Source organism: Methyloceanibacter sp. wino2 (assembly GCF_003071365.1).
GTDB lineage: Bacteria > Pseudomonadota > Alphaproteobacteria > Rhizobiales > Methyloligellaceae > Methyloceanibacter.
In genome coordinates this window covers 1,360,042-1,377,109 of record NZ_CP028960.1, presented here as the reverse complement: position 1 = coordinate 1,377,109, position 17,068 = coordinate 1,360,042, and the positions used below count along the sequence as shown (strand labels likewise).

Sequence of the window (17,068 nt, the reverse complement as noted above, 5' to 3'; positions counted from 1 at the left end):
CCGCCCGCTACAGGTCTTGTGCCGCCTTTAGCACCTCGTCCACGTGGCCCGGCACTTTCACCTTGCGCCAGATCGCGCGAATGACGCCTTTGCCGTCGATGAGGAAGGTCGAGCGGTCGATGCCCATGTATTTGCGGCCGTACATGCTCTTCTCGACCCAGGTGCCGTAGTCCGCGCAAACCGCGCCATCCTCATCCGAGGCCAGCGGGAAGGTCAGCTCGTACTTCTCCTTGAACTTGTCGTGCTTCTTCACCGGGTCCTTGGAGATGCCGATGACTTTCGCCTTCGCTTTGGAGAAGTCCGGCAGCGCGTCGCGAAAGGCGCATGCCTCCGCCGTGCAGCCCGACGTGTCGTCCTTGGGGTAAAAATAGAGGATGACGGTTTCACCCTTGAGGTCCTTCAGGGAGATGGTGCCGCCGCCGTCCGTCGGCAGTTTGAAATTGGGCGCCTTGTCGCCGACCTCTAAGCTCATACCGTAATGCCTCCTATCTGAGTCGTTTCGTAACCCGCACATGCGGGATCGTCTGTTCAAAAAATGCCGCGCCCTCCTGCGCGTAGCCGTGCTTGAGGTAGAACCCCTCGGCGCCGACCCGTGCATGGGCGACCATAAGCCGGAAACCGGCGGACGTGCCCCAACGCTCCACGTGGGCAACCAGTCGCGAGCCGATACGCGCGGCCCGTTTTGGCTCGACAACGGCCATTTGTTTCAGATGCAGCGTGGTCTCGTCCAGGGGCCGCAGGGACACCGTGCCCACCACCGCGCCGCAATCCACGGCGCAGAAGTGCTGGCGCATGCTGTCGTCCGCCAGTTCCTCGGAACTCACTGTGAGGCCCAAGGGCCGGCGCAGGATATCTTCGCGCAAACGCAAGGCATCGCGGTACAGGCCGGAGCCGACAGGCGCCTCGAAGATCAGGACGGTCGTGCTGTGGTCCATGACGGTCACTCCTGTTCGGGCGACGCCTCTACCGGGGTTTCCTCCGCTGGAGGTTCCGCGAGACGCTCCACCATCTTCCAGAGCGCGCTGATCTGCGGCGCGTCCTTGCCAAGATAGTCGAGACCCGTATAGCCCCACCAGTCCCAGCACCCTTGCGGGTTCACGGCGCTGGAGGCGATCTGCGGGAACAGGATAATCAGCCGGTTGGTGTCGGCCAACTCTGCGTAGCCCGTGTCCTCGATGAAGGTGCCCCCGACTCGGGTGCGCGATTGCTGGCAGCCGTGCAAGGCCACGTGCACCCGGCAGCCGGGAGTCTCCCGGCACGAAGGCGGAATATAGACGACGCCTTCATCGGCCAGCCCTTCGCCGGCCTCGGTGAACTCGGCCTGTTCGAACACGACGAAGTCGCCTTCCGCTTTGCCGGCCGCGGGCGTCAGCGGACCGTAGATCCAGCCGAGGATGGCGCGGGCCTGGTCGTAGTCGCAGTCGCTGACGAAAGGCGTTTCCGAGAGGCCGCAAGCCGCGCCGCCTTCCTCGGTGATGAACGCGTGGCCGCCGTCGCCCTCCACATAGGAAATGTTGCCCTCCGGCACGCCGGCGAGTTCGTAGAATTTCTTGGCGGCTTCGACCACGGGACGGCTGACCGTGGAATCCTTGTCGCCGGAATAGAGATAGATGTTGTGCGTCGCGAGCGCCGAGAGCGGATCGATCTCGCCGTCGTCGGCCAGCTCGCGAGCGCGCGCGATCAGCTTCTCGGGGTCCGGCTCGCCGAGGGTGGTTTTCATGCAGCTTTGCGCCGCCTGTATCGCGTTCTGCGTCACCCCGGTGGCCCAATAGGGGAACAGCCGCGCGATTGCTGATTCGGCGCAGGCGAACGGACCGCCGGCGACAATTCCGGCGCCGACGATGTCTTCGGAATGGGCGATCTCCAGTTGCCCGGCCATGAACGCGCCGGACGACAGGCCGGATACGGAGGTCTGCGACAGTTCAGCGCCGAGCTTTGGCAGCGCCTCGGCGGCGGCTTGTCCGGGCGCGAGGAGCGCACAGCACATTACCGAACCGAGAGCGGCGGATTGGGTCGCGGCCCAGCTTCGCACCAGGAAGGTCATCGTCGCACAGGCTCCTCGGGAAGGGTGCGCCAGCCTCGGCGGAGGGCGCCGACTGTCACAATCGAAGTTAGAGCGCGTCTGTGAGTTCATACCACGCGTCACGGGGTCCCAATGTGACCTTTGCCACCAAAAAACCACTTGCAAGGGTGACTCGCGCGGTGCAAAGAACTGCCCCTTATTCGACTGGATCTATCTACTGGTTGGGGAGGACGCCATGTCCAGTGACGCCCTCTTCCAATTGGGGATGGACTTGGATCATGGTTCAAGCACCGCCCAAACGGAAGAAACGCAAACCTTGTGCCTCGAGGCCGAGATGGCTGAAGAGCGCAAGGACTTTTTCTGTGAGCGAGATGGTGTGCGCTACGCGGGCACGCATCTCATAATTGATCTTCTCGGGGCGGAACGGCTCGACGACCTGGAGCACATCGAAGCGACGCTGAGGCAGTGCGTGGAGGAGGCGAACGCCACTCTCCTGCACATCCATCTGCATCACTTCGAGCCGAATGGCGGTGTGTCCGGCGTTGCGGTTCTTGCCGAGTCGCATATCTCGATCCACAGCTGGCCCGAATACGGCTATGCGGCGCTCGACGTGTTCATGTGCGGCGCCGCCGATCCGAACGCGACGATCGAGGTCATGAAACGCGCGTTTTCTCCGGACAACGTGGTCGTGAAAACCGAACTTCGCGGTAGGGAACTTGAGCGATGGACCGTTGGGTCGAAGAGACACTCCATGGCGGCTTCCGCGTCCGCCTGAAGGCGGACAAGGTTCTGTTCGACAGCCAGACCGAACATCAGCAGCTGATAATCTTCGAGAACAAAGATTTCGGCCGCGTGATGATGTTGGATGGCGTCGTCCAGGTCTCCACGAAGGATGAGTTCGTCTATCACGAGATGATGGCGCACGTGCCGCTCTTCGCCCATGGCAAGGCGAAGAACGTGCTCGTGATCGGCGGCGGTGATGGCGGGGTCCTGCGCGAGGTGCTGCGGCATCCGGACGTGAAACGCGCCACGCTATGCGAGATCGACCGCAGCGTGATCGACCTGTGCCGCGAGCACTTTCCGGAAATCTCGAACGGCGCCTTCGACAATAAGCGTACACGTGTCGTCATTGCCGACGGCACCAAATTCGTGGCCGAGACGGACGAGCGCTTCGACGTGATCCTCGTCGACTCGACCGATCCGATCGGGCCGGGGGCTGTGCTCTTCACGAAAGAGTTCTATGCGGACTGCAAGCGCGCGCTGGCGCCGGGCGGCGTCCTCGTCACGCAGAACGGGCTGCCCTTCCTGCAGGCGTCCGAGCTCAAGCAGTCCGTCGGCTATTTCCGCGAGTTGTTCGAGGACGCGTTCGCTTACATGGCGACCACACCGAGCTATTTCGGCGATGCCATGTCCTATGGCTGGGCGAGCGACAACGACGACCTGCGGCAGTATACGGTTGGCGAGATCGAATGGCGTTACGCCGCGGCAGGCGCGTTCCCGACGAAGTACTGGAATCCGCGCGTCCATGTCGCCGCGTTCGCGCTGCCGAACTACGTTCTGGACTTGGTCGAAGCCTAGTTCGCTCGAAGCTTGGCGGCGCCGCTCAGAGTTTTCCGAAGGTCGGCAGCTCGCCCACCAAGGGGTGGCAATAGTCGTAGAACACGGCGCTGATGTTGTTGCCGTCGTCCGAGAAATCCTCCGGCATATGCCGCGCGTGGCGCGCCACCGCCGACAAGTCCGCCCGGCCGAACTCGCTTCGGTAGTCGCCGGGCACGTTCGAGGTCCGGATGATGGTGATGGAGGCGCCAGCGTCGCCGTCGGCTGCGAGCTTGGCTGCGTGCCGCCCGACGCCACGAGCCTCCATGGCATCGATGGATGACGTCACCGGCCAGCAGCGCTGCAAATATCCGAACGTATCGGCGCGGACGCGCGGCGCCTTACCGCCCGCCGGGGTCAGTGCCTTCTTCACCGCATCGGCGAGGCCGTCACCGAGGGCGCCCGAGCCCGAAAGCTGCACATTGCCGTGGGCGTCCACTTCGCCCGAGCGCATGAGCTGTGGCCCGATCTCGTTGCCGTCGGCGTCCCGGATACCTTCGCTCACGGCGATCTGACAGCGGCCCAAGGCCGAGTAGACCCGATCGACGTCGTGGAGGAAGTGATCCATCACGAATGGCACTTCCGGCACGTAGATCAGATGGGGCGCAGGCCGCTTGGCGGCGTCCTTGTCGGTTTCGCGGCATCCGCGTGCGAGCGACGCGGCAGCCGTGAGAAACCCCGCTTGCCGGCCCATGACGACATTGATCTTGATGCCGCCGAGGCTGGCATTGTCCAGCGCATCGCCCATGTGGGCGAGCGTCACGAAGCGCGCGGCGGAGGCAAAGCCCGGCGTGTGATCGTTCTCTTTGAGGTCGTTGTCGATGGTCTTCGGTACGTGGAAGCAGCGCATCTCGTAGCCCGCCTCTGCCGCTTTCTCGCTCACGATGCGGCAGGTGTCGGCGGAATCATTGCCGCCGATATAGAAGAAGTAGCGAATGTTGTTCTGGCGGCAGCCTTGGAGAATCTGCGCGCAGTATTCTTCGTCGGGCTTGTCGCGGGTGGAGCCGAGCGCCGCGGACGGCGTCTGGGCGACGGCCTCGAGTGTCTTGGCGGGCATCGTGGTGAGATCGACGAGGTCGCCGCCATCCTTGGCGATGCCGCGCACGCCATGGCGCATGCCGAGGATCTGCTTCACCGTCCCGGAGGCAACGAGGCCCTTCTGCAAGCCCTCGACGACGCCCACGAGCGACTGGTTGATGACGGCGGTCGGGCCGCCTGACTGGCCAATGGCCGCATTCCCGGTTGGAAGATCAGACACGCGCTACCCCTTCTTGGCTCCTCGTTGTGGCGGCACCATGCCCCGGAGCCTTGACCCGTTGCAAGACCTTGGGCGCCGCTGCGGGGGAAGCTGCGTCCGGGCTGCTCTAGGCCGCTCGCAGAAGGTGCAGGCTGAAAAGCGCCGCTTCGTCGGTCCAGACCTCTGCCGGCTCCCAGCCGCCGCGCCGGGCGAGATCCTGAAAGCCCTCGATCGAGTATTTGTGGGAGTTCTCGGTGTGGATGCGCTCGCCTTTCGTGAAGTCGAAGCGCTGCCCCAAAACGTGAACGGTCTGATCCGCGAGGCTCTCGAGATAGATCTCGATGCGCCCTTGGCGCGGATTGTAGACCGCCCGGTGAGCAAACCGGTCCGCATCAAAATCGCCGTCGAGCTCCCGATTGATTCGCGCCAGCAGGTTGAGGCTGAACGATGCGGTTACGCCGCGCGCGTCGTCATAGGCCGGAATCAGGATGTCGAGGTTCTTCTGAAGATCGACGCCGATCAGGAAGGTGCTTCCCGGTCCCAGCAGCCGCGTGGCGTTCTCGAGAAAGTCCGTGGCCTCCTCGTGGGTGAGGTTGCCGATCGTGGAGCCGGAGAAGAACCCGAGCGGCTCATCGGCCTCGATGCCATGGAGGTCGCGGGGCTTGGTGAAATCGCCGACGACGGGGCGGACGGTCAGATCCTCGAAGTCGGCCTCCAACCCTTCAGCGGCTTCCGCAAGGAAGCTCTCCGAAACGTCGATCGGCACGTATGTCTCGAGGCCGTCCAGTGCCTCGATCAGGAGGCGCGTTTTCCGGCTCGACCCGGAGCCGAACTCGACCAAGGTCTCGACCGGACCGACGCACTCGGCGATCTCGTCGCCATAGGCCCGAAGCAACGCGATCTCCGTGCGGGTCGGATAATATTCGTCGAGCTTCGTGATCTCCTCGAACAGGGCAGAGCCTGCCTCGTCGTAGAGAAAGCGCGAGGGAATGTGGCGGGGCTTTTGCGCAAGACCTTCCAGGACGGCTGTAGCGAACTCGGCGTCGCGAACGGCACGCGTCGGCTCGTCGGCTTCTGCGACGTTGCCGTCGCGCGCCTGTGACAGGGAGAACGCGCTCGACATTACGCGTCCGCCGCGAGCCGCAGGCCCGTGAACTGCCAGCGCTGGTGGGGATAGAAGAAGTTCCGGTAGGTCCGGCGGACATGGCCGTCGGGCGTCGCGCACGACCCGCCCTTGAGGACGAACTGATTGCACATGAATTTGCCGTTGTACTCGCCGACGGCGCCCGGGGCCGGTTTGTAGCCCGGATAGGGCAGGTAGGCGCTGGCCGTCCATTCCCACACATCGCCGAACATCTGATTCAGTCCCGCGTCGTCTGTTGCGGGTTGCGGGCTCAAGAAGCCGCTCCCGAGCGTTCGTCCGTTCTCGGCAAGACCGGCCGAGGCATGTTCCCATTCGAACTCGGACGGCAGCCGGTAACCGGCCCACCGGGCGAAGGCATCCGCCTCGAAATAGCTGACATGGGTCACCGGCGCGGCGGGGTTCGCGGGGCGAAAGCCTCGGAGCCCCATCTGACCGTACCCGTCTTGAGCCCGCTCGAAATAGAGCGGCGCGCGCCAGCCCTCAGCGTTGATGAGGTTCCATCCGTCCGCAAGCCACAGCGCCGACGTCTCGTAGCCGCCGTCCTCGATGAAGGCGATCCATTCGGCATTGGTGACGCAGCGATTGGCGAGCTTGAAGGGACGAATGAGTTGCTCGTGGCGCGGTCCCTCGTTGTCATAAGAGAAGCCGCTGCCGTCATGACCGACCTCGAACACGCCGCCGTCGAACGCGACGAATGTCAGCGGATCGGGCGTGCCGGCGGGTTCGCCCGGCGCGGCGTCGCGATAGGCCGGTTTCAGCGGCTGGGACGCGAACAGGCTCAAAATGTCCGTGAGCAGCAATTCCTGATGCTGTTGTTCGTGATTGATGCCGAGTTCGACGAGCGCGGCGGCCTCGTCCGGAATCTCGCCGGCAAACAAGCTGTCGAGTGCCTCGTCCACATAGGCGCGGTAGGCGCGGACCTCATCGCCCGAGGGGCGCGTCAGCAGGCCGCGAAAGGGGCGCGGATGGCGGGCGCCGACGCTCTCGTAATAGGAATTGAAGCAGTATTCGAAACGTTCGTCGAAGCGGGTATAGCCGGGAAGAAATTGCGACAGGACAAACGCCTCGAAGAACCAGGTCGTGTGGGCGAGGTGCCATTTCGTCGGACTGGCGTCGTCCATGGCTTGAACGACTTGATCTTCGTCGCTCAACGGCGCGGCGAGTTCGTGCGACAGGGCGCGCGTCGCCATCAGTCTCTGACCGAGGCGGTCGTATCGCGTTGGTGTGTCTTGGGGTGAGTCTGCGAGGATAGTCTGTGTGAGGCTCATGGTTCCTCCCGGTTACCGTTTGGACCCTAAGGGGCAACACTACGCCGAACAGCTTGTTCCATATCTCGAAACACGTCACCATGCACAATTCCGTGACGATGATCGGGCAATTTCAGAAGGAAATGTCAGTGCCCAACGTGGAACAGGATCCGTTGATCGTGGTCGACGGGCGCCAGTCGGAGGCCGCCGCCGCGCTACAGCGCGGCGTCTGCCGCACGTTGCGCGCCTATGGCCATTCGGTGATCACGGAATTGCCGCTCTCGAACGGCCGGCGTGCGGACGTTGTCGGGCTTTCCGCCTCGGGCGACATCACGATTGTCGAGATCAAGTCCTGTCTTACCGATTATCGCACTGACGGAAAGTGGCACGAATATCTCGACTATTGCGACAGGCTCTACTTCGCGGTGTCTGCGGATTTCCCGAGTGAGGTGATTCCGGAACACGCCGGGCTGATTCTCGCCGATCGCTACGGCGCGGAACTTGTCCGCGAGCCCAAAGAGGACCGGCTCAATGCCGCGCGGCGCAAAGCGATGATGTTGTGTTTCGCGCGCGCCGCCGCGCTCCGGCTCCAGCACCAGCTGGATCCGGGGTGTGGCTTGAGAAGCTAACGCGCCCTGTCGCTATTTGGGGGCGCGCTTCGCCAAGATTCGCTGAAGCGTACGGCGATGCATGTTGAGCCGGCGCGCCGTCTCCGAGACATTGCGATTGCAAAGCTCATAGACGCGCTGAATGTGCTCCCACCGGACACGGTCCGCCGACATCGGATTTTCCGGCGGCAACGCCTTGTCGTCGGGTGCCGCAACGAGCGCATTGTAAACGTCGTCGGCATCGGCGGGTTTGGCGAGATAATCGACGGCGCCGATCTTCACCGCCGAAACGGCCGTCGCGATATTGCCGTAGCCGGTGAGGATCACCGCCCGCGAATCGGGCCGGATTTCCTTCAAGGCCGCGACGACATCGATGCCGCTGCCGTCATCGAGACGCATGTCCACGACGGCAAAGGCCGGGGGCCGCTGCCGAAGCATTGCCAAGCCTTCATCCACCGAGCCTGCGGCCTCGACGGCAAAGCCCCGGGTTTCCATGGCGCGCGCCAAGCGCTGCAGGAACGCCCGATCGTCGTCGACAATCAGTAGCGTGTTGTCCTGGAGGGGGCCGCTGAGATCCTCTGACATCGGTAGTACCGGCTGCATATCCATAAGTCTGCTCCCTTTGCGGTCGTACAACCCAACCAAAGGGCGTGTCCTCCCGGACGCGAGTACAATTTGCCTTATATAGCTTGGCTGACAGGTAAGGTCTTTAACCAGTCATGACAAGTCTTGGCAGTTTCCGCCACGGCCTATTCTAACGGAAAAACGGAAAAACTGGGCCGTTCACGGCTGTGTTTTACCCTTATGGTGAAGAATACGGCAGCCGATGGGCAAAGGGGGCCACGGAAGCCTAAATCGCCAATTCCGCTTGATCGCAACATTGGGGCTCTTCGAACGCCTTCCTTGGCCAGATCACCGTTACGACGGCCCCTGTTTCGGGCTCGGGCCGATTGGCGAGTTCAAGGCGCGCACCAGACCGCTCGAGCAGCGTCTTGGCAATGAAGAAGCCCAATCCCATGCCGGCATGACCCGGCTCGTCGTGGTCGACAGTCGCGGCGGGCCGTGTGGTCACGAACGGCTCGCCGAGTTGCTCGAGGACATCGGGGGGAACCCGTCCCCGTCGTCGGTAACCACGATCCGGACTTCGTCGCGCGACCAGCTCGCGTCGACATTGACCTCGTCCTTGGCGAAGTCGAGGGCATTCTCGATCAGATTACCGAGGCCGTACAGGACACCGGGATTGCGATCGGTCACCGGCTCGCGCACCGCATCGCTGCTCGTGGACACGCTAGGTTGCGGACCTGCAGTCACGTGGATCGGGACGGCGAGCGGCCGATAGGGTTCGACCACCTCATCGATGAGGTGGCTGACAGGCAGCCGCGAGAGAATCGTATCGAGTTCCTCGGCGCGCGCGCTCAATTCCTTCAGGATGTCGCGGCAGCGCTCGGCCTGATGCCGGACGAGAAGCAAATCGTCGTAGATCGGGTCGCCTTCCTTGGCCGCGTGCAGGAGTTCCTTGGTGGCGACGGCGATCGTGGCGAGCGGGGTGCCGAGGCCATGAGCGGCGGCTGCGGCCATGCCGTCGAGAGCGGACAGTCTCTGCTCGCGTGCGAGCACCATCTCCGTCGCGGCCAGCGCCTCGGCCATGCGCCGGTTCTCTTGCGCCGTTCGCCACGTATAGAAGCCGATGAAGACGATCCCGAGCACGACCGCCGCCCAGACTCCCAGCACGTAGAGCTGCGGGATCGCGATCGTTTGGGAATGGCACCAAGCAATCGGGTGATGAAAGAGTTCGGAGCCCGCATTGTCGTGGTGACACCACGGCAGCGGGTAGTGGACGTATGCGAGGACGCTCGCCGCAGCGATCGCGAGAAGGCCCAGTGCAATGGTCGTGCGCAGCGGCAGGGCCGAGGCGGACACGGCGACCGGCGCGACCAGGAGAAACGCAAACGGGTTTTCCAGCCCGCCGGTGAGATAGAGCAGCGCGGCGAGCTGGATAATGTCGAAGCCAAGCATCAGAAACGCCGAGCGGGCGGTCAGGCGCTGGCTCTCCGGAAAACGGATGCGCAAAGCCACGTTGAGCCATGCCGACAGCGCGATCACGGCGAAGCACCAGCCGATCGGGACGGTCATGCCCAGTCCCCATTGGACCGCCAATATGGTCAGGCTCTGCCCGACCACGGCAAGCCAGCGGAGGCGCACGATCGTATGGAGGCGCAGCCGGGAATCGCCTGCGCGCAACCATTCCGGCTGCACGGGATCGATTGTCGCCTGCTGCGTTTCTGTGAGGCTCATGAGGAAACCCTAGCATGGGCCGGAAGCTATAATTCCGACAAAGATGTTCCGTATCGCAAGGCGCCCCAACACCGCAAGGCGACCGAAAAGCGCGGGGGCAGCAAGGATCGAGACGACGTGGCGCGAGACATCAACCAGGACGAAGGCGGAGCGGCTGCGGCCGACCTGGCTCCTGTTGTCGTGCGCGGTCTCACCAAACGATTCGGATCCGTGACCGCCGTCGATCATCTCGACTTCACCTTGGAAGCGGGATCGACCGTCGCGCTGCTCGGCGGCAACGGCGCCGGCAAGACCACGACCATCGCCATGCTGCTCGGATTGATCCGGCCAAGTGCGGGGACGGTGCACGTCTTCGGCGCCGACATCACGAGCAACCGCTATGCGGTCGCGCAGCGCATGAATTTCCAAAGTCCCTACGTAGACCTGCCGCAGCGGCTCACGGTGCGTCAGAATCTCATGGTCTATGCCGGTCTTTACGGGATCGCCAACGCGCGCGAACGTATTGCCAGCGTCGCCGCGCAATTGCAGATCGACGCGCTTCTGGAACGGCCGACGGGCAAACTCTCGGCGGGACAGAAGACACGCGTGGGACTTGCCAAGGCGCTGCTGAACGCGCCGGACCTTCTGCTCCTGGACGAGCCCACCGCATCGCTCGATCCGGACACGGCCGATTGGGTGCGTCAAACGATCAAGGGCTACGCATCGGCCCGGGGCGCCACGCTGCTCATCGCCTCGCACAACATGGCCGAGGTCGAACGGCTGGCGGATCGCGTCATTCTTCTGCACGCCGGCCGCATCGTCGAAGACGAAACGCCCGCGGCCCTCATCGCCGCCTACGGCCGCGAAACGCTCGAAGACGTGTTCCTGGACGTCGTGCGCGGACGCAGCGCGTCCGACGTGCCGGATCGTGTGCAAAGAGAAGCCTCATGAGTGCGCACCGGCTCGACGAGACTGTCAGTCCCATCCTTCTTGCGCCGACCGGCGTGCGATCGTCGGTGCGCCGCATCGGCGCGCTGCTGCGGCGCTACATCTATCTCTTGCGCAGTTCGAGCGTGCGGCTCGTTGAGCTGATCTATTGGCCGTTCCTGCAGATGCTGACCTGGGGCTTCCTGCAGAAGTTCCTGGCGAGCACGAACAATCCGTATGCGAAGGGCGCCGGCGTCCTGATCGGGGCGGTGCTGCTCTGGGACATTCTGTTCCGGTCCAATCTCGGCTTCTTCACGACGTTCATCGAAGAGATGTGGTCGCGCAATCTGGGCAATTTGCTGATCAGCCCCTTGCGCCCGCATGAGCTCGTCATGGCGCTTTGCATCTGGAGCGTCATGCGGCTTTCGGTCGGTATGATCCCCGTGGCGCTGGCCGCGTTCCTCATCTTCGAGTTCAACCTGCTCAACCTCGGTCTGTGGCTCGTGGTGTTCTTCGCCATGCTTGTCCTGACGAGCTGGTCCTTGGGACTGATCGCGGCGGGCGTCATGTTGCGCTACGGCCTCGGCGCGGAGGAACTGGCCTGGTCGCTTGCCTTCTTGCTGTTGCCGCTGACTTGTGTGTACTACCCGCTATCCGCACTCCCGGGCTGGCTCCAATACGTCGCGCTTGCGCTTCCGCCGACCCATGTCTTCGAAGGCATGCGCGCGATTCTGTTGGAACACCGTTTCGATCCCGGCGATCTGTGGTGGGCGTTCGGATTGAACGTGTTCTATCTCGCCGTGGGGTACGGCGTGTTCCGTTGGTTGTTGAGCCGCGCCCGTGACAACGGCTCATTGCTGCAGCTTGGTGAGTGAGACAATGAAACGTCGTTTGCTTCTCGTGATTGTCGGCAGTTTTCTGCTTGGGTCCCTGATCGGCGTCGGCGCGCTCATGCTCAATCAGGCATCCCCGAACAAGAACCGCGTGATCACGAGCGGGCAGGCACTGATCGGCGGCCCGTTCGAACTCGTCGGCAAGGACGGTAAGACCGTCACGGACGAGGATTTTCGCGGGCGCTACATGCTTGTGTTTTTCGGCTTCACACACTGCCCGGATATTTGTCCCGCGGAGTTGCAGGTCATGTCTGCCGCGCTGGACGAACTTGGCGACAAGGCGGACAAGGTCGTCCCGATTTTCATCACCGTCGATCCGGAGCGCGACACGCCGGAACTGGTGACCGCGTATGTTGAGAATTTCGGACCGAACTTTGTCGGTCTAACAGGTTCGCCGCAGGCGATCGCAGAAGCGGCGAAAGCGTACCGCGTGACCTATCAGAAGTTCCAGGAAGAAGGTGCGGGCGACAACAACTACAGCGTCGACCATTCGGCGCTCCTCTATCTCATGGGGCCGGACGGCAAGTTTGTGACGCATTTCCCGTACGGAACGTCCCCGGAAAAAATGGCTGAAACATTGCGCCGCTATTTGTGATCGCGCGACAGTCGGCCCTGCGGCCATCTGTCATTGTACAGCAGCACAATATCACCATCCCATTTTGCGATGCAGCATTAAGATGAAATGAGTCGGAGACTCAAATGCTGTACCACCTCTATGAGCTAAACCAGGCCGCGCTGCATCCGGCCCGGGCGGCGGCGGAAGCCTACCGGATGATGTGGCGAAATCCGCTGAACCCGGCCTCCCACACGGTCGTTGGGCGAGGTGCTGCGGCTGCGCTCGAGCTCTTCGAACGTTCGACACGCCGGTACCGCAAGCCCGAGTGGGAGATCGATACGGTCACGGCGCACGGCATGACGGTGCCGGTGAAGCCGGTCACGATCCTCTCCAAGCCTTTCTGCAATCTGGTGCATTTTCAGCGCGAACTGCCGAATGCCGTCCAGAAGAAGGACCCGAAAGTGCTGCTGGTGGCGCCCATGGCGGGCCACTTCGCGACGCTTCTGCGCGGAACCGTGCGGGACCTCCTGCCGGACCACGATGTGTATGTGACCGAGTGGATCGATGCCCGCTTCGTGCCGCGCGCGACGGGGCCTTTCGATCTCGACACGTACATCGACTACATCATCGAGTTTCTTCAAGGCTTTGGCGGCAACGTCCATGTCATGGCCGTCTGTCAGCCGACTGTGCCGGTGTTCGCGGCCGTCTCGCTGATGGAGGCCCGGCGCGACCCCAACGTGCCCCGGTCCATGGTGCTCATGGCCGGTCCCATCGATGCCCGCAAGAGCCCGACCGCAGTCAACAAATACGCGACGGGCAAGCCCCTGAGCTGGTTCCGGCAGAACGTGATCACCCAGGTGCCGTGGCCCTATCCCGGCCATATGCGGCTGGTCTATCCCGGCTTTTTGCAGCTCTCGGGTTTCATGGGCATGAACCTGGAGCGGCATGTGACCGCGCACCGCGATCTGTTTCACAATCTGATCCAGGGCGACGGCGACTCCGCCGACAAGCACCGGGAGTTCTACGACGAGTTTCTCGCCGTGATGGATTTGTCCGCCGAGTATTATCTCCAGACCATCGAGAGCGTGTTCATGGAACACAAGCTGCCCAAGGGCGAGATGCGCCATCACGGGGAACTCGTGGATCCCTCGAAGATCAAGCACGTGCCGTTGATGACCGTCGAAGGGTACAAGGACGACATTACCGGGATCGGCCAGACGGAAGCAGCGCTTGAATTGTGCACGAACCTGCCCGACTCGATGAAGGCGCATCATCTCCAAGAAGGCGTCGGACACTACGGCGTCTTCAACGGATCGCGCTTCCGCAATGAGATCCTGCCGAAGGTCCGCAAGTTCATGCGGTCCCATCAGGGGCAGGGCAACTTGCTCAAGCGGGTTCTGCAGCGCGTGGCGTGAGGCAAGCGCGCATGTTTCCGCCACGCTCCGTGCTAGGCTGACATCTTCGGATTCGGAAGGCCGATTCGGCCTGCAGCCAGGGGATCCTGCAGCCATGGGATCGTGCATGCCTTGGGACGCCGCATGCTGAAGCGACTCAAACTCGGACGGGCCGGGACGACGGAGATCGCGATCAACGGACTGGACGTGCCGTTGGTCCTGCGCCGCAACGCGCGCGCGCGGCGATTCAGCCTGCAGGTCAGCGAAGCGCGCCGGAGTGCCGTGCTGACCGTGCCGGCCTATTCGAGCCTTGCCGATGCGCAGCAGTTCCTGTCGCGCCACATGGACTGGCTCAGGGAACGGCTCGACGGGCTATGCGATCCCGTGCCGTTCGCGGACGGTGCTGTCATCCCTTTGCGCGGCCTCGCTCACCGGCTGAATTTCGTCGGCCCCGTCCGGCGCCGCGGCGTGGTTTGGATCGAAGATTCCGACGAGGCGCGGATCGCGCCCGTATGGCCGGACGGCCTCACCGATGCGGATGATGTCCTTCCGCTCCTCAACGTGGCGGGGGAAGGGGAGCACGCCCCGCGGCGCCTGCTCGATTGGCTGAAGCGTCAGGCGCATGACGATCTCAAACTCCGTGTCGATATCCACGCGAAGCGGCTTGGCCTGTCTCCGAAGCGGATCAGCGTGCGGGATCAAAACACCCGTTGGGGATCGTGTTCCTCGACGGGGACGCTGTCGTTCTCCTGGCGCCTTATCCTCGCGCCACCCTTCGTGTTGGACTATCTCGCCGCGCATGAGGTTGCCCATCTCGAAGAGATGAACCACGGGCCGCAGTTCTGGGCTCTGGTCGCGCGCACGATGCCGCGCCAGGGCGAAGCCCGTGATTGGCTTCACGAGCACGGATCGCATCTGCACGCGTTCGGCGCAGACGGTGCGCCGCCGCTTGACCAAGAAGACTGACTCGAACGAAGCGTAGTTGCGGCCGCTCAACCGCCGCCGAAGAATCCCATGACACGTTGAAACAGGGGACGTGCCCTCTGGGCGGCGCCGTTGGGCCCGTTACCGAGGAAGGGAAAGCGCGAGGCGACAGCGCCGCTGCCCTGCCACGGCATGCCGGGGCCACGCTGGCTCGGAAGCGCCGTGGGGCGCTTGTCCTTGTGAGCGGCAAGCATGATGTCGTGCCACAGTTCGGCGGGGAGCGAGCCGCCGGTAACCTTCTGCATCGGAGAATTGTCGTCGTTGCCGATCCAGATTCCGGCGACGTAGTGCGCCGTGTACCCGACGAACCAGGCATCGCGCGAGTTCTGCGTCGTGCCGGTCTTGCCACCCGCCGGGTGGCGCGGAATGGCCGCGCGCCTGCCCGTGCCGTCACGGACCACCGCGCTCATCATCTCGTTCATGGCCGCGACATGGGCCGGCGCCACGACGCGCCCGACGGCCGAGCGCTGGCGCGTATAGAGCGTTTCGCCGTCCTCGGTGCGGATGTGCGTGACGACATGGGGAAGCACGCGCGCCCCCCCGTTCGCGAACGGCGCGTAGGCGCCCGTCAATTCGACCAGTGTCACTTCGGATGTGCCAAGCGCGAGCGAGGGCTGCGCGTTGAGCTTCGAACTGACGCCGAGACGTTGAGCGGTCTGCGCGACGCGGGCCGGCCCGACATCGGCGGTCAGTTTCACGGCCACGGTGTTGATGGAATGGGCCAGCGCGTAGCGCAGCGAGACCCGGCCCTTATATTTGTTGGTGTAGTTCGAGGGCGTCCAGCCGCGAATGTTGACCGGCCCGTCGATCGCAACGGAGCCCGGCCCGTAACCAGCTTCCAGCGCCGCGAGATAGACAAACGGCTTGAAGGCGGAACCCGGCTGCCGGCGCGCGTTGAGCGCGCGGTCGTAGGGGCTGTTCTTGTAGGAGCGCCCACCGACCAGCGCCCGCACGGCCCCGGTGTTCGGATCGAGCACGACCACCGCGCCTTCACCTGCGCGGAGCTTGCGGCCCTTCCCGTCGAGCAGCTTGCGCAGGCCTTCTTGCGATAGCCGCTGCAGTCTTGCATCGATCGTCGTTTGTACGACCAGGGCGTCGTCGTGATGGCCTACGTATTCCGGCAGCAATTCCGCGACCCAATCGACGGCATAGGGAAAGCCCGTGGCGTCGCCTTTGGCTTGCAGGCGCAGCGGCTGTTGTCCCGCCTTCTGCGCTTCCGCCGCCGTGATGAAGCCGGCCTCGACCATGTTGTCGAGCACGACCTGGGCGCGGGCGCTCGCCGCCTTGATGCTGCGGGTTGGTGCATAACGCGACGGGGCTTTGAGTAACCCGGCGATCACCGCGGACTGCGCGAGCGTCACATCGCGGGCCGAGCGGCCGAAATAGTGCCGCGCGGCCGCTTCGACGCCATAGGTCCCGCCGCCGAGATAAACGCGGTTGAGATAGAGCTCGAGGATTTCGTCCTTGGTGAAGCGCTGCTCGAGCCAGGCCGTGTAGACCAGCTCCTCGAGCTTCCGCATCACGGTGCGCTCGGGCTTCAAGAACAGGTTCTTTGCAAGCTGCTGCGTGATGGTCGAGCCGCCTTGCACCACGCTGCCGGCCCGGAAGTTCCGATAGCTCGCCCGGATCAGGCCGCCGACATCGACGCCCCAATGATCGTAGAAGCGGCGGTCTTCGGTCGCGAGAACCGCCTTGATGAGATGGTCGGGCAGCACATCGACGCGGATATGGCCGCGGCGCAGGCCCCGTTCGGCGAGCACCGAGCCGTCGGCGGCGAGCACGGTCACGTTCGGCGGCCGGTCGTCCAGCGTCGCGAGCAGCGGGTCGGGCACGCGCGAAATGAAGAACAGGACAGCGCCCGCGAGAATGAGCGTGCCGAACAGCGAGGCGACGAGGCCGAGCTTGGCGGTGCCCATCAGAAAGGGATGGCGTTGGGAGAAGCGCTTGTAGCGGCTCCAAAGACCGCCGCGCTTGCCGCGCGTCCGGCGGGTGGACGGCTTACGGCGCGCGGTCGAACTCGTACGCGACGTCTTTGTCCCGGGTGACTTCGGCGTGGACGAACGGGATCGCGCGCGTCCTTGGCCTGTGCCTTGAGGTTTGGGCCTGCGCTTCGCGCCGCTCATACGCAACTACACTCCGTGCAAACGATGGAGATGGGCCTTGCCGCCGCCGCGGCAGAACCTTG

General features: G+C 63.7%; 18 protein-coding genes. 8 read left to right on the top strand and 10 right to left on the bottom strand.

Annotation, left to right across the window (positions count from 1 at the left end; all coding sequences use genetic code 11):
- Positions 1-7 precede the first annotated feature (7 nt).
- Genes bcp through DCY11_RS06350 form a run of 3 tightly spaced genes read right to left on the bottom strand, consistent with a single transcriptional unit; the run spans position 8 to position 2,044 of the window.
- Positions 8-472: a thioredoxin-dependent thiol peroxidase gene (gene bcp, locus DCY11_RS06360; protein WP_108681992.1), complete on the bottom strand. Its 465-nt coding sequence runs from the start codon at positions 470-472 to the stop codon at positions 8-10.
- Positions 473-485: 13 nt separating this feature from the next.
- A complete protein-coding gene (locus DCY11_RS06355) occupies positions 486-935 on the bottom strand; it encodes a GNAT family N-acetyltransferase (RefSeq protein ID WP_159079846.1) in 450 nt (149 codons plus the stop codon).
- A 5-nt stretch (positions 936-940) separates the two neighbouring features.
- Positions 941-2,044, bottom strand: a complete 1,104-nt coding sequence (locus DCY11_RS06350; RefSeq protein WP_245409475.1) for a PHB depolymerase family esterase — start codon at positions 2,042-2,044, stop codon at positions 941-943.
- Positions 2,045-2,258: 214 nt separating this feature from the next.
- Here DCY11_RS06350 and speD point away from each other — a divergent pair, with 214 nt between their 5' ends.
- Together speD and speE are read left to right on the top strand one after the other, a co-directional pair.
- Entirely contained in the window at positions 2,259-2,798 is a 540-nt protein-coding gene (gene speD, locus DCY11_RS06345) for an adenosylmethionine decarboxylase (protein ID WP_108681986.1), read from the top strand.
- On the top strand, positions 2,747-3,601 hold the full coding sequence (gene speE / locus DCY11_RS06340; RefSeq protein WP_108681984.1) for a polyamine aminopropyltransferase: 855 nt from the start codon (positions 2,747-2,749) through the stop codon (positions 3,599-3,601). The genes speD and speE overlap by 52 nt, the downstream gene beginning before the upstream one ends.
- A gap of 25 nt (positions 3,602-3,626) precedes the next feature.
- Here speE and DCY11_RS06335 read toward each other — a convergent pair whose 3' ends face one another.
- The 3 genes from DCY11_RS06335 to egtB form a co-directional block, all read right to left on the bottom strand.
- Positions 3,627-4,877 carry a diphosphate--fructose-6-phosphate 1-phosphotransferase gene (locus tag DCY11_RS06335; RefSeq protein ID WP_108681981.1) on the bottom strand — a complete coding sequence of 417 codons (1,251 nt, stop codon included), beginning with the start codon at positions 4,875-4,877 and terminating at the stop codon, positions 3,627-3,629.
- A 106-nt stretch (positions 4,878-4,983) separates the two neighbouring features.
- Complete coding sequence (egtD, locus tag DCY11_RS06330) at positions 4,984-5,979, bottom strand: L-histidine N(alpha)-methyltransferase (RefSeq protein WP_108681979.1); 996 nt, start codon at positions 5,977-5,979, stop codon at positions 4,984-4,986.
- Entirely contained in the window at positions 5,979-7,268 is a 1,290-nt protein-coding gene (gene egtB, locus DCY11_RS06325; protein WP_108681977.1) for an ergothioneine biosynthesis protein EgtB, read from the bottom strand. Before egtB ends, egtD begins: the two co-directional genes overlap by 1 nt.
- Before the next feature lie 122 nt (positions 7,269-7,390).
- On the opposite strand from egtB, the gene DCY11_RS06320 reads away from it, so the two are divergent.
- The gene (locus DCY11_RS06320; protein ID WP_108683711.1) at positions 7,391-7,876 is read left to right on the top strand and encodes an MmcB family DNA repair protein; all 486 of its coding nucleotides are present in this window, start codon (positions 7,391-7,393) and stop codon (positions 7,874-7,876) included.
- Positions 7,877-7,888: 12 nt separating this feature from the next.
- Here the strand turns inward: DCY11_RS06320 and DCY11_RS06315 are convergent, their stop codons facing one another.
- The 3 genes from DCY11_RS06315 to DCY11_RS06310 all read right to left on the bottom strand — a co-directional run bounded on the left by DCY11_RS06315 (position 7,889) and on the right by DCY11_RS06310 (position 10,150).
- Positions 7,889-8,440, bottom strand: a complete 552-nt coding sequence (locus tag DCY11_RS06315; protein WP_174202163.1) for an ActR/PrrA/RegA family redox response regulator transcription factor — start codon at positions 8,438-8,440, stop codon at positions 7,889-7,891.
- A gap of 265 nt (positions 8,441-8,705) precedes the next feature.
- Positions 8,706-8,927 carry a hypothetical protein gene (locus tag DCY11_RS15880; protein ID WP_245409473.1) on the bottom strand — a complete coding sequence of 74 codons (222 nt, stop codon included), beginning with the start codon at positions 8,925-8,927 and terminating at the stop codon, positions 8,706-8,708.
- Complete coding sequence (locus DCY11_RS06310) at positions 8,924-10,150, bottom strand: sensor histidine kinase (protein WP_245409472.1); 1,227 nt, start codon at positions 10,148-10,150, stop codon at positions 8,924-8,926. The genes DCY11_RS15880 and DCY11_RS06310 overlap by 4 nt, the downstream gene beginning before the upstream one ends.
- Before the next feature lie 117 nt (positions 10,151-10,267).
- Between DCY11_RS06310 and DCY11_RS06305 the strand changes: the two genes are divergently transcribed.
- The 5 genes from DCY11_RS06305 to DCY11_RS06285 all read left to right on the top strand — a co-directional run bounded on the left by DCY11_RS06305 (position 10,268) and on the right by DCY11_RS06285 (position 14,865).
- Complete coding sequence (locus DCY11_RS06305) at positions 10,268-11,080, top strand: ABC transporter ATP-binding protein (protein WP_245409471.1); 813 nt, start codon at positions 10,268-10,270, stop codon at positions 11,078-11,080.
- Positions 11,077-11,931, top strand: coding sequence for an ABC transporter permease (locus DCY11_RS06300; RefSeq protein ID WP_108681974.1), 855 nt, complete (start codon positions 11,077-11,079; stop codon positions 11,929-11,931). Before DCY11_RS06305 ends, DCY11_RS06300 begins: the two co-directional genes overlap by 4 nt.
- A 4-nt stretch (positions 11,932-11,935) precedes the next feature.
- The gene (locus DCY11_RS06295; RefSeq protein ID WP_108681972.1) at positions 11,936-12,544 is read left to right on the top strand and encodes an SCO family protein; all 609 of its coding nucleotides are present in this window, start codon (positions 11,936-11,938) and stop codon (positions 12,542-12,544) included.
- Between the two features lie 104 nt (positions 12,545-12,648).
- On the top strand, positions 12,649-13,920 hold the full coding sequence (locus DCY11_RS06290) for a polyhydroxyalkanoate depolymerase (RefSeq protein WP_108681970.1): 1,272 nt from the start codon (positions 12,649-12,651) through the stop codon (positions 13,918-13,920).
- Positions 13,921-14,043: 123 nt separating this feature from the next.
- On the top strand, positions 14,044-14,865 hold the full coding sequence (locus tag DCY11_RS06285) for a M48 family metallopeptidase (RefSeq protein WP_108681968.1): 822 nt from the start codon (positions 14,044-14,046) through the stop codon (positions 14,863-14,865).
- Positions 14,866-14,891: 26 nt separating this feature from the next.
- On the opposite strand, the gene DCY11_RS06280 is transcribed toward DCY11_RS06285, so the two are convergent.
- The gene (locus DCY11_RS06280; RefSeq protein WP_108681966.1) at positions 14,892-17,006 is read right to left on the bottom strand and encodes a transglycosylase domain-containing protein; all 2,115 of its coding nucleotides are present in this window, start codon (positions 17,004-17,006) and stop codon (positions 14,892-14,894) included.
- Positions 17,007-17,068 lie beyond the last annotated feature (62 nt).

Coding starts and splice junctions, on each gene's coding strand:
- DCY11_RS06280 (WP_108681966.1), bottom strand. CDS start 17,006: ATGAGCGGCGCGAAGCGCAGGCCCAAACCTCAAGGCACAGGCCAAGGA.
- DCY11_RS06355 (WP_159079846.1), bottom strand. CDS start 935: ATGGACCACAGCACGACCGTCCTGATCTTCGAGGCGCCTGTCGGCTCC.
- DCY11_RS06285 (WP_108681968.1), top strand. CDS start 14,044: ATGCTGAAGCGACTCAAACTCGGACGGGCCGGGACGACGGAGATCGCG.
- DCY11_RS06315 (WP_174202163.1), bottom strand. CDS start 8,440: ATGTCAGAGGATCTCAGCGGCCCCCTCCAGGACAACACGCTACTGATT.
- speE (WP_108681984.1), top strand. CDS start 2,747: ATGGACCGTTGGGTCGAAGAGACACTCCATGGCGGCTTCCGCGTCCGC.
- bcp (WP_108681992.1), bottom strand. CDS start 472: ATGAGCTTAGAGGTCGGCGACAAGGCGCCCAATTTCAAACTGCCGACG.
- speD (WP_108681986.1), top strand. CDS start 2,259: ATGTCCAGTGACGCCCTCTTCCAATTGGGGATGGACTTGGATCATGGT.
- egtD (WP_108681979.1), bottom strand. CDS start 5,979: ATGTCGAGCGCGTTCTCCCTGTCACAGGCGCGCGACGGCAACGTCGCA.
- DCY11_RS06350 (WP_245409475.1), bottom strand. CDS start 2,044: ATGACCTTCCTGGTGCGAAGCTGGGCCGCGACCCAATCCGCCGCTCTC.
- DCY11_RS06300 (WP_108681974.1), top strand. CDS start 11,077: ATGAGTGCGCACCGGCTCGACGAGACTGTCAGTCCCATCCTTCTTGCG.
- DCY11_RS06290 (WP_108681970.1), top strand. CDS start 12,649: ATGCTGTACCACCTCTATGAGCTAAACCAGGCCGCGCTGCATCCGGCC.
- DCY11_RS06320 (WP_108683711.1), top strand. CDS start 7,391: ATGTCAGTGCCCAACGTGGAACAGGATCCGTTGATCGTGGTCGACGGG.
- DCY11_RS06295 (WP_108681972.1), top strand. CDS start 11,936: ATGAAACGTCGTTTGCTTCTCGTGATTGTCGGCAGTTTTCTGCTTGGG.
- DCY11_RS06310 (WP_245409472.1), bottom strand. CDS start 10,150: ATGAGCCTCACAGAAACGCAGCAGGCGACAATCGATCCCGTGCAGCCG.
- egtB (WP_108681977.1), bottom strand. CDS start 7,268: ATGAGCCTCACACAGACTATCCTCGCAGACTCACCCCAAGACACACCA.